General features: G+C 51.7%; 10 protein-coding genes and 2 pseudogenes. 10 read left to right on the forward strand and 2 right to left on the reverse strand.

Annotated elements, in window-relative coordinates:
- The first annotated feature begins 32 nt into the window (after positions 1–32).
- Positions 33–1,754 (forward strand): assimilatory sulfite reductase (NADPH) hemoprotein subunit, encoded by a 1,722-nt coding sequence (cysI, locus tag V4U88_RS16815; protein ID WP_334074416.1) that lies wholly within the window; start codon positions 33–35, stop codon positions 1,752–1,754.
- A gap of 18 nt (positions 1,755–1,772) precedes the next feature.
- On the opposite strand, the gene V4U88_RS16820 is transcribed toward cysI, so the two are convergent.
- Complete coding sequence (locus tag V4U88_RS16820) at positions 1,773–2,645, reverse strand: YitT family protein (protein ID WP_334074417.1); 873 nt, start codon at positions 2,643–2,645, stop codon at positions 1,773–1,775.
- 571 nt (positions 2,646–3,216) lie between these two features.
- Between V4U88_RS16820 and V4U88_RS16825 the strand changes: the two are divergent.
- The 5 genes and pseudogenes from V4U88_RS16825 to V4U88_RS16845 all read left to right on the forward strand — a co-directional run.
- A pseudogene (locus V4U88_RS16825) lies at positions 3,217–3,375 on the forward strand (YbaK/EbsC family protein); the annotation flags it as partial.
- Between the two features lie 36 nt (positions 3,376–3,411).
- On the forward strand, positions 3,412–3,831 hold the full coding sequence (locus tag V4U88_RS16830) for a His/Gly/Thr/Pro-type tRNA ligase C-terminal domain-containing protein (protein WP_416367264.1): 420 nt from the start codon (positions 3,412–3,414) through the stop codon (positions 3,829–3,831).
- A gap of 144 nt (positions 3,832–3,975) precedes the next feature.
- On the forward strand, positions 3,976–5,040 hold the full coding sequence (locus V4U88_RS16835; protein ID WP_334074418.1) for an ABC transporter ATP-binding protein: 1,065 nt from the start codon (positions 3,976–3,978) through the stop codon (positions 5,038–5,040).
- Positions 5,033–5,839 carry an ABC transporter permease gene (locus tag V4U88_RS16840; protein WP_334074419.1) on the forward strand — a complete coding sequence of 269 codons (807 nt, stop codon included), beginning with the start codon at positions 5,033–5,035 and terminating at the stop codon, positions 5,837–5,839. Before V4U88_RS16835 ends, V4U88_RS16840 begins: the two co-directional genes overlap by 8 nt.
- Before the next feature lie 4 nt (positions 5,840–5,843).
- Entirely contained in the window at positions 5,844–6,632 is a 789-nt protein-coding gene (locus V4U88_RS16845; protein WP_334074420.1) for an ABC transporter permease, read from the forward strand.
- 295 nt (positions 6,633–6,927) lie between these two features.
- On the opposite strand, the gene V4U88_RS16850 is transcribed toward V4U88_RS16845, so the two are convergent.
- Positions 6,928–7,122 (reverse strand): hypothetical protein, encoded by a 195-nt coding sequence (locus V4U88_RS16850; RefSeq protein WP_334074421.1) that lies wholly within the window; start codon positions 7,120–7,122, stop codon positions 6,928–6,930.
- Between the two features lie 262 nt (positions 7,123–7,384).
- On the opposite strand from V4U88_RS16850, the gene V4U88_RS16855 reads away from it, so the two are divergent.
- The 4 genes and pseudogenes from V4U88_RS16855 (at position 7,385) to V4U88_RS16870 (ending at position 11,284) form a co-directional block, all read left to right on the forward strand.
- On the forward strand, positions 7,385–8,476 hold the full coding sequence (locus tag V4U88_RS16855; RefSeq protein WP_334074422.1) for a hypothetical protein: 1,092 nt from the start codon (positions 7,385–7,387) through the stop codon (positions 8,474–8,476).
- A gap of 120 nt (positions 8,477–8,596) precedes the next feature.
- Positions 8,597–8,926: pseudogene (locus V4U88_RS16860) on the forward strand (GNAT family N-acetyltransferase); the annotation flags it as partial.
- 136 nt (positions 8,927–9,062) lie between these two features.
- Positions 9,063–9,671 carry a class I SAM-dependent methyltransferase gene (locus V4U88_RS16865; RefSeq protein ID WP_334074423.1) on the forward strand — a complete coding sequence of 203 codons (609 nt, stop codon included), beginning with the start codon at positions 9,063–9,065 and terminating at the stop codon, positions 9,669–9,671.
- Positions 9,672–9,937: 266 nt separating this feature from the next.
- On the forward strand, positions 9,938–11,284 hold the full coding sequence (locus V4U88_RS16870) for an aminotransferase-like domain-containing protein (RefSeq protein ID WP_334074424.1): 1,347 nt from the start codon (positions 9,938–9,940) through the stop codon (positions 11,282–11,284).
- Positions 11,285–11,305: the final 21 nt, after the last annotated feature.

Genomic DNA, 11,305 nt, shown 5'->3' on the forward strand with positions numbered 1-11,305 from the left:
CCTAAGGACCCGCGAGAGGAGAGACTTGGAGCATGTCAGAAAACAATTTGTTGTCGCCAAACAGTGCGCCGCACAGCGACGTGGAAGATATTAAAATCCGCAGCAACTATCTGAGAGGGCAATTGGCCGAAGTTCTGGAAGACCGGATTACGGCTTCGATACCCGAAGATGAAAACCGCTTGATGAAATTTCACGGCAGCTATATGCAAGATGACCGGGACCTTAGGAACGAACGGAAAAAGCAGAAGCTGGAGCCGGCTTACCAGTTTATGCTGCGCGTCCGGGCCCCGGGCGGCGTCGTCACTCCGGATCAATGGCTGATGATGGACCGCATCTCGCAAGCTTACGCCAACGGGACGATCCGCTTGACGACGCGGCAGTCTTTTCAGTTGCATGGCGTGTTGAAATGGAATATGAAGAAGACGATACAGGAAGTTCATCAATCGCTGCTGACCACGCTGGCGGCTTGCGGCGACGTGAACCGGAACGTCATGTGCAATCCGAATCCACACCAGTCGGACGTTCACGCTCAAGTGTATCAGTGGGCGTGCCGTCTGAGCGAGCATCTGGAGCCGCAGACCCGGGCCTACCATGAAATTTGGCTGGATGGGGAAAAGGTGGCGGAAAGCCCGGAAGGCGTTGAACAGGAGCCAATTTACGGGAAGGTCTACTTGCCGCGGAAATTTAAAATCGGCCTGGCCGTGCCGCCTTCCAATGATGTGGACGTCTTTTCGCAGGACCTCGGCTTAATCGCGATCGTGGAAGACGGCAAGTTGGCCGGTTTCAATGTCGCGGTCGGAGGCGGCATGGGGATGACGCATGGCGATGTGAAGACCTACCCGCAAATCGCGCAGGTCATCGGTTTCTGTACGCCGGAACAAGTCATCGAAGTTGCCGAGAAAACCGTTACCATTCAGCGGGATTACGGCGATCGATCGGTCCGGAAACACGCCCGGTTTAAATATACGATCGATGACCGCGGCATCGACTGGTTTATCGCGGAGCTGACCCGGCGGATGGGCTGGGAGCTGGCGCCCGCGAAGGCGTACTATTTCGAGAATCATGGTGACCGTTATGGCTGGGTCAAAGGCTCCGGCGGCAAGTGGCATTTCACTTTGTTTATCGAGAACGGCCGGATTAAGGACGAGCCGGATTATCCTTTGATGACGGGCTTGCGAGAAATCGCGAAGCTGCATACCGGGGATTTCCGCCTGACGGCCAATCAGAACTTGATCATTGCCAATGTGACGAGCGCCAAGAAAAAGAAGATTGAGGAGCTTATCGGCAAATACGGCCTCACGGACGGAAAGCAGTATACTTCGTTGCGCCGGAACTCGATGGCCTGTGTGGCGCTTCCGACGTGCGGGCTGGCGATGGCGGAGTCCGAACGGTATTTGCCGACACTGCTGGACAACGTGGAGATGCTGCTTGAAGAGAACGGTTTGCGCGAGGAAGAGATCGTGATCCGGATGACCGGATGCCCGAACGGCTGCGCAAGACCGGCGTTGGCGGAGCTTTCTTTTATCGGTAAAGCGCCCGGAAAGTACAATATGTATCTCGGCGGCGGATTCGCGGGCGAACGGCTGAACAAGCTTTACAAGGAAAATATCGGAGAGACCGAAATTTTGGACTCGTTACGAGCTTTGTTGTCCCACTACGCAAAGGAGCGGCGCGAAGGCGAGCATTTCGGCGACTTTACGATCCGCGCCGGATATGTGATAGAAGTGCGGGCAGGTCAAGATTTTCATGCATAATTTACATCATTAATTCCGCTATAGTTTGGGTCTGGAAAAGCGTCCCACAATTTCCGTGGACTGCACCACATTAATGAAAGCCTGAGGGTCGGTCTGCAAGACGGTTTTCCGCACGCTGGCCAACTCATAACGGGTCGTTACGGTCATCAACGTGTAGTTTTCTTGTTCACTGTAACCGCCCTCCGAATGGATGCAGGTGATCCCGTGGTGAAGCTTGCGCAGTTGACACAGCATCTGGTCCTTGTGCTTCGTAATAATGAAGCAGGTCACCTTGATATGCCCGACATGAATCATGTCGACCACTTTACCCTTGACAAAAGTCGACAGCATCGAATACAACGCCAGATCCCAACTCTGGAAGAAACCGAGGGCCAGGATGACAGCTCCGTTCATCAGAAACAGGATGTTCCCCATGGGAACGTCCCTGGTGCGTGTCACTATAGAGCCGAGAATATCGAAACCGCCGGTGGAACCGCCGACCCGCAGCGAGAAACCGATGCCCGCCGCCGAGATAATTCCTCCGAATACGGAAGCAAGAATAGGATCTTTAGTAATCTTTATCACGGGGATTAACTCCATAAACCACGTGGTGGCGATGACGGAAATGCAACTCAAAACGATGTATCTTCGTCCCACCGACTTCCATCCCCAAATAATGAGAGGGATATTTAACAGAAAGAACACGTAGGAAATATTCCATCCGGTGATATACCCGATGATGGAAGCAACGCCCGTTACACCGCCGGACAAAAGCTGATGGGGGATAAGGAACAGATTGAGACCGGCGGCCACCAGCAGGGCGGATATGATAATGACCCCGACCTCCTGCATCGGTTTTAACGAAGTTTTTAGCGGTTTGCTCATGAACGGAGCAACTAAATTTCGACTCATTTCCAGGCCTTCTTTACTCACATTTTTTAGGTTATAAAAAAATATTATCGGTTTAAATTATCTTTTTTATCACCGTATCAGACTATGACAAATGTTTCATTTGAAATCAAGCTTCGTTTGTCCTTGTTTTGGGGTGATTATTCACGGCAGGCTCGCTTTTTCTTGACTTTGGCCCGGGAATCTTGTAATTTAGCAATAAATTGTATGAAACTCCAAAAGCGAGGATCAAGGCCTCTCGGTTCACCGTCCGCCCCTCCAGAGAAGAAACCCGCCGGCTGAAAGGTTTCCGGTGCGACGAACCAGACCCTACCTTGGGAGCTGCCGCGAATCTGATGATTCGTTGGCCGGCCTATGCCGTTATCGATAAAGGACCGTCGGCGTTGTATTCTTGCAGAAGCTGCTTTCTGCAGGAGGCCTGCGGTTAAATAAGGGTGGTACCACGACACATTCGTCCCTGACGAGTGTGTCTTTTTTTTACGCGCGAGAAAGAAAGGGGAAGATAGAAGATGCGTCAAAGCGGGTTGTTGCTAAATACATTACGTGAGTCGCCGGGCGACGCGGAAACCGCGAGTCATCAGCTGTTGCTGCGGGCCGGGTTGATCCGCCAACTGGCGTGTCGGTAGGGTTTGTCGGCCCTTACGGGCAGCGGATCCGCGTCCTGTTCGACACCACGGCAGCGGAGATGGAAGAGGCGATCGTAGGAGCCAACGAACGGGATTATCATTTCCGTCATGTGGTTCCGGAGAGAGACCTGACCGTCTCGCAGGTGGGCGATTTCCGGAATGTTCAGGAAGGGGAAGCTTGTCCACGGTCGCGGGTATTATCCGCCGTCATTGAACAAAACCATGATGAACACGGTATCATTTGGCCGGTCTCCCTGGCCCCTTACCAGGTGCACCTTGTGCCGGTGTCGGTGAAAGACGAAGCAGGGCGGCAATTGGCCGAAGCGATTTACGAGCGGCTTTGCGGCCTTGGCGTGGAAGTGCTGTTGGACGACCGCGACGAACGGGTCGGCGTGAAATTCAAGGATGCCGATCTGATCGGGCTGCCGGTACGGATCGTTGTCGGCAAGGAGGCTGGCGAAGGGCGGGTCGAATTCGTAGAGCGGCGTTTCCCCGGCGTGAAAACGTCGCTGACCGTAGAGGAAGTGGTACGCCGGGTACTGGAAATGAGGAGCGCGCCATAAGCGCGAAAAATAACGGGGAATGATTCCAAAGGGACACGTTCCCGGACTGGCGCTTTTATGAAAGCTGCTATATAATTTTAAGGCGATATTATATGGAATATACTGATCCATAAACTACTCTAAATTTAGCGAGGTACAAGACCGATGAGTGGAAACGCGATTGAAGTGAAGGATCTGCGCAAAACCTTCAAGGTTCAGAAGAACCGCGAAGGGCTGAAGGGTGCATTTCTGGATTTGTTCAAGCGGGAATATAATGAAGTCGCCGCGGTTAAAGATATCTCGTTCAGCATCCCGCAAGGGGAAATCTGCGGATATATCGGGGAGAACGGGGCGGGGAAGTCGACGACGATCAAAATGTTGACCGGGATTCTGGTTCCCACCTCCGGCCATCTCCGCGTGGGCGGCTATGTTCCTTACGAGGAGCGGGAGAAGTTTGTGCAGCATATCGGCGTGGTCTTCGGCCAGCGGAGCCAGCTGTGGTGGGATATCGGCGTGATCGAGTCCTTTCAACTGCTGCGTAAGGTGTACAAGGTGTCGGAGCCGGACTTTAAACGGCGGCTGGATGAGTTGGTCGAACGGCTGCAGCTCCAGGATTTGCTGAACCGGCCGGTTCGCAAACTAAGCCTGGGGCAACGGATGCGCTGCGAATTGGTGGCGGCGCTGCTGCACAATCCGTCCATCGTTTTTCTGGACGAGCCGACGATTGGACTGGACATCGTGGTGAAATCCGAAATCCGCGAGTTCCTGAAGGATATGAACCGGGATCATGGCACGACGATTTTGCTGACGACCCATGATTTGCAGGATATCGAGGCACTTTGTTCACGGGTTATTATGCTGGACGACGGGAAAATCATTTACGACGGCGGGCTGGAGGAACTGAAAAACCGCTGGGGCACTGGCCGTGAGGTCCAATTCCAGTTCGGCACGCCTACAAGGCTTGAGCAGCTTAGAAGCTGGACGGAGGGACTGCAGGGCCTCACCTGGTCCGCGGAGAACGAACTGGAAGCGAAGGTCTGGATTCCGCTGGAAATCAATGTGTCCGACGTGCTCGGGCAGGTGGTAAGCAAGGCGGACATTACCGATATCAAAATTATCGAGACCAACACGGACGATATCGTCAGAAGCATCTACCAATCCGGAACGGCGGAGAAGAAGCCGGAAGCGACGATCCGTGAGGATGAGGGCGTGGTGGCGACCCATGTTTAACGGTACCGGCGGCGCTTATCTCGACTTTATCCGGATCCGGTTTTTGACGATGCTGGCTTACCGGGTCAATTACTACACCGGCATCTTGATTTATACCTTAAATATCGGGGTTTATTATTTCACCTGGAAAGCCATCTATGGCGGCGGCGGGGAGTTGGGCGGATTCACGGCTTCGCAGATGACGACGTATCTGGCCGTATCCTGGATGGCCCGGGCGTTTTATTTCAACAATCTGGACCGGGAAATTTCCGCCGATATCCGCGACGGCAGCATCGCCATCCAGTTCATCCGGCCTTATAACTATCTGATGGTCAAAATGATGCAGGGCTTCGGCGAAGGGTTGTTCCGGTTTATGCTGTTCATGATTCCCGGGATGGCGATCGCCATGCTGTTCTTCCCGGTGAAGCTGCCTACCGCGCCCGAAGCGTGGGCCGGATTTCTGGTGATGCTGTTTTTCAGCTTTCTCATTAATTCGCAGCTTAACATTATTACCGGACTCATGGCTTTTTTCGTGGAAAATAACGAAGGCTTCATGCGGATGAAGCGCGTGGTCGTCGACCTGTTTTCCGGGTTGATTATCCCGATCAGCTTATTCCCCGCATGGCTCGGAAGCTTCATGGAATTTCTGCCGTTTCAGGCGATCACTTATTTGCCGGGTTCCGTGTTCACGGGCCGGATTCAAGGGGTGGGGATCTGGAATGTGCTTGGCGTTCAGGTCCTTTGGTTCGCGCTGCTGCTGATTCCGATGGTATGGCTGTACCGGGCTTCCCGGAAGCGCCTGTTTGTGCAGGGAGGTTGAGCGGATGTCTTACTATTTTGGCTTAATTGGCGAGTACTTGAAAAACTACATCAAAACCCGGATGACCTACCGGGCCGATTTCTGGGTCGAGGTCATCTCCGATCTGTTGTTCCAGGTGACGAACCTGATCTTTATCTTCGTCATCTTTATGCACACCGAAAGTCTGGGCGGCTGGAGCGAAAGCGAAGTGGTGTTCGTGTACGGATTTTTTATGGTACCTTTCGGCATCTTCAGCTGTTTCGTCAACCTGTGGGGATTCAGCGAACGCTACATTGTCAAAGGGGAGATGGACCGGGTGATGACCCGGCCGGCGCACAATTTGTTCCAGATCTTTCTGGAAAATGTCGATCCGCCGGCGCTCGTCGGCTCGATCATCGGCATCATCATTATGGCCATCAGCGGCGCCCAGCTTGATATGGCGTTCGAATGGTGGACGATTCCGGCATTGATCATTCTGACGATCAGCGCGGTGGCGATTTACACCGGGATTTATACGGCCCTGACATCGCTGTCGTTTTACTCGGACGCGCCGACAGGCATCTTGCCGTTGATGTACAACGTGCAGGGGTACGGTCGTTATCCGGTGACGATTTACAACCGCGCCATTCAGGTGCTGCTCACCTGGATTATGCCGTTCGCCTTCGTCGGCGTCTATCCGGCCTCCTTGTTCCTTGACCGGGGGGAGATGCGGAATATGGCATTCCTTACGCCGGTGGTGGGCGCGGTTTTTTTTGCGATCGGATTGACCGCGTGGAACTACGGGGTACGCCGGTATCGCGGGGCGGGCTCGTAGTTTGCTGTTCAAATTGAAGAAGCTCGGGAGAGAGGAATCTTTCCCGGGCTTTTTTGGGTCGAGTTGACCCGGAGCCCGCAATTTACTTAGGCGCTCGCTGCAATAGCGGCCTTTTGCGCAATGACGTTGCATCAAACCTTCCTTGATGCTGTCCATTTGGGGCCAATCCGCCGCTTCGGCAAGCAACATGTCGAACTTAGATCGTCGTCTCCGCCTCTAAACCATGCTAACGGTCGCCACAGCCGTTATTTGCCCTGTTTGCGCTGATTCCAAATTCTAACGGCCGCCACGGCCCCTATTTCATATAAGTATGGCTGTTTTGGTCGAAATGATGGTAAATAACGGTCCACACGACCGTTAAAATCCCAATACGTGATTCAATCGCAACATAACGGCTCTCACGGCCGTTAGACTTCCTAACTGCAAAAGGACTGTACTTTTTGCGAAGTTCTTTAAAAGCGATTAAGGCATCAAGCTCCGTTGTAATCATGTGTCAGGGTTAATGCAACGCAAGTGACTTTTGCGGCGCTATTTCGGCCCGGTTCTGCCCAACGGCAATAATAGCGGTCAAAATGGGCCTTATTGCCCTGGAGCGGACCCCGAAATCAGGGTTGGCCTGCTTTTTACCAAAATAAAGCCCTAAAAAGCCGTAATTCCTTGCCGATGGGGGTAGCGTATTTTACGTCATCCCGATGGGCCGAAGTCGACAAAAATAGGGCCGTTTAAGGCACTTATTCACTGGCCTTCCTTCAATGCTGGTGCCTAAAAGACCGCTAATCTGCGAAGCGCGGAAAGTGTCGACAGACGTTTCTCAAAATAAGGCAGGGATTTTGTTCCAATTTGTCGAACTCTTCTTTTGGAGAAAGGAGATGTACCGATTGTTGTCCGTTATAAATTTATCTGGCCCGTATATGGCCGTAAATTTGTCCTTAGATCACCTCCACACCAAGGATGAGGTCAGAAAAGTGTTTTTGGCCTTAAAAAGTTGCTTGGATGAGGATCCCCGTCTTTTGGTTTTCACCAAGGACGACACCAAACAGATCATTCTTGCCGGAGCCGGAGAGCTGCATCTGGCCGATACCGTAAAGCGCTTAACCGATCGACTTGATGTTGAATTGAAGGCTGAGCCGCCTCAAGTTCTGTACAAAGAAACATTCGGTCGACCATTGGAGGCGGAGGGGCGGTTTATTCGACAAACCTCCAGCCCGGCACGTTACGGTCACTGCTGGTTAAGGTTCGAACCTCTGCCGAGAGGCGGCGGTTTTGAATTTGTCAATCAAATTCACGATGAAGAGATGATCCCCAGCAAGTTTATTCCTTTTGTAAAAAAAGGGCTTGAACGTTGTATGCCCCGGGGAAGTGCAGGCGGTTTTCCGGTTGTCGATTTCAGAGCCGCCTTGTTTAAAGGCTCTTATCATGCAACGGATTCCTGTGCCATGTGCTATCAGATCGCGGCAGCGATAGGATTCAAGCAGGCCATCAAACAAGCGGATTCCATCATTCTCGAACCTGTAATGAAGGTTGCTTTCGAAAGTCCCCCCGCGGAACTTCCTACACTGATCGAGGCGATTCGCTCGAGTAGAGGCAGAAATGAAAGTCTGCAGCCTGCCGGGGGAGGATGGAGGGGAACTGCGGATATCCCCCTTAAGGAGCTAGACAACTTCTCGAACGATTTGGTTTGTGTTTTTAAGGTAGTGCAGAAGCTTGAGGTTCAATTCGGCTACTATGACCAAGTTCCCGATCATCTAGTGGAGCCGATAATACGGAACTCTATCTTTAAAGATGCTTATTGCGATGATTTGAATTCTTTGGATCAGACGATTGATTCGTTTTGGGAGCCATGAAATCAAAATCAATCATTACTCCGGAAACGGAAGAGGAGAAGAGCATGTATAGTCTGAAAGTACATAAGAATCCTGAAGAAATCATTGATTTATTGATCTCCCGGCTCAGACCATGCGGCCCGAATTTTTAAAAAATACGAGGAAGATCCGACGAGAGAATTGCTAGGGATCGATGAGGGCGGCGAATTAACTGGATTGATGGGCGTTGAGTTTCTGCCCGATAGTACAGTTGTTTTAGCGCATTTAGTCGTTAAAGATACGCGCAGGAAGCAAGGGATCGGAAAGAGAATGATCTCCGAATTTATGTCATCATACCCGGCAGTAAGAAGACTAGTAGCCGAGACGGACCGGGATGCGGTCGACTTCTATAGAAAAGCCGGATTTCAGGTCAGGTCCCTCGGCGAAAAATATCCCGGGGTGGAACGCTTTTTATGTACGTTGAAATCCTAGGTTAGGTACCCTTCCTATGCGAGATGGTTTTGCCGCAAACCTGGTGCGGATGGTTGGAGCAGGCGGATGAAGAAACTGGAGCAGCCGTTTTAAAAGAAATGCCGGAAGTCATCAGAGTGAAAGGGGCTAATTAAGAATGGAGATTTTCAAGCAAATTCCTTTATACCGATTTTTGGCCTTATGTAATGAAAGCGGATTGGAAAAAGAAGTGCTGGACTGTGGAGCGGGGGGAGACATGCCCCCATTAAGCCTGTTTTTTTCCTACGGGTACTCTACAAACGGAATTGAATTAAGCGATACACAAATACGACTAGCCAATGAATTTGCCGATAAACGCGGACAGCAATTGAATATCCGGCAAGGAGACATGAGAAAACTGCCCTGGGCGGATGAATCGATCAGTTTTGTGTATTCCTACAATTCCGTTTTTCATATGAGAAAGAAAGATGTGCGTGGTGCCGTCGAGGAAATGAAACGAGTGCTAAAGAGGGATGGGCTTCTATTTGTAAACTTCCTTAACATTCATGATTTCCGGGTTGGCGAGGGGATTGATTTGGGAGAAGCCCAGTATGAACAAATTGAAGATGGAGCGGCGGTGATCCACTCGTACTATGAATATTTCGAAGCCGATGCTTTATTCTCCGATATGGAATGCGTGTATAAAGAATATCGGGTGCTTGAACGGGAATTCGAGGGGAATCGGATTAGACAAGGGTTTGTCGATTATATTTTAAGAAAGAGTTGAGCAGTGGGTATGATGATTCAAATGAACAAAGCCGTGCGGGACAAAATTACCGGGAGGTTTTCCCGATAATTAAGTGGAAGGGATTTCCCTGGGCATATATAACCTTAAGAGATACCTTCTTCTCGTTGATCAGTACCCGTTCCAAACGATGGTTTGATCCGCGGGTAACCGGGTTGAAGCTTAGAAAAATCCTGATTTTTCAAAACTGTATCGATACAGTTCGGGCTAGCCGGTATAATGGTTAACATGAGGAGAGGGGGGGCAGCGTGAAAAAGTACATGGCGATCCTGTCCGATATCGAACGGAAAATATCCGAAGGCCGATATCGTCCGGGTCAGAAGCTTCCGTCGGTGCGCAGGGCGGCGCAGGACTACAAATGCAGCGGCAGCACGGTCATCAAGGCGTATGCCGAACTGGAGAAGCGCCATGCGATTTACTCCATTGCGCAAAGCGGTTTTTATGTGGTTGATCATCCCGCCTCCGATCGGACAAGCCGCGAAAGCGATACGATCGATTTTACGTCGGCGTTACCGGATATCGACCTGTTCCCCTACCAGGATTTCCAGCATTGCTTAAACCAAGCGATCGATATCTACAAAAATCAGCTCTTCACCTACGGGGATTCGCTAGGGATGGAGAAGCTCCGGCAGACCCTCGTTTCCCATCTGGCAAGCAACCAGGTGTTCGCCAAGATGGAGCAAATCGTCGTGACCTCAGGCGTGCAGCAGGCGCTGGAAATTTTGGCAAGATTGCCTTTTCCGAACGGGAACTCGACTATCCTGGTCGAGCAGCCGAGTTACGATATTTATTTGCGTTTTCTGGCGGCGAATGGTATTCCCGTGAGCGGGATCGCGCGCTGTGCGGCAGGACTGGATTTACGCGAGTTGGAGGAGCGGTTCAAGAGGGGCGGAATCAAGTTTTTCTACACCATGTCCCGCAATCACAATCCGCTTGGGACAACGCTAAGCACAGAAGAAAGAAAGGCGATCGCCAAATTGGCCGAAAAATACGATGTGTACGTCGTGGAAGACGACTATATGGCCGATCTGGGGGATGAACGGGGGTACCACCCGATCTATGCTTACGATGGCTCGTCGCATGTGGTCTATTTGAAGAGTTTTTCCAAGGTTGTTTTTCCGGGACTGCGCTTGGGTGTCGCGGTGTTGCCGGGAGAGCTTCTCGAACGTTTTCGGGCCATTAAGAACTATGCCGACACCTCGCTGTTGTCCCAGGCCGCGCTGGAGGTGTACCTCAAAAACGGAATGTACGAACGCCACAAGCGGAAATTATTTGAACGGTATTCCGAACGGATTCGAACGTTATTGGAAGCCGTTAAGCAAAATGCCGAGGCGGGACTGGCCGAAATTCCGGTCAACGTTAACTCGGGTATCTTCGCGCAGCTGAAGCTGCCCCAGACGGTCAATTTGGAACGTTTGACGGAACGGCTGTCAGCCAGAAATGTCCATGTGCTGTCCGGCAAAGGGTTTTATTTGGCGGATGTTTTGGACAGGGAGAAGTTTTTGCGGATCAGTGTTTCAAGGGTACCGCTGGGGAGAATCGAAGAGGGGGTTCGGGCAATCGTCCAGGAAGCCGGTAGGGCGCGCGGGAGATAGCGTGAAAGTTCAGCGGGAGCA

This window comes from Paenibacillus sp. A14 (assembly GCF_036864815.1).
Taxonomy (GTDB): domain Bacteria; phylum Bacillota; class Bacilli; order Paenibacillales; family Paenibacillaceae; genus Fontibacillus; species Fontibacillus sanfengchensis.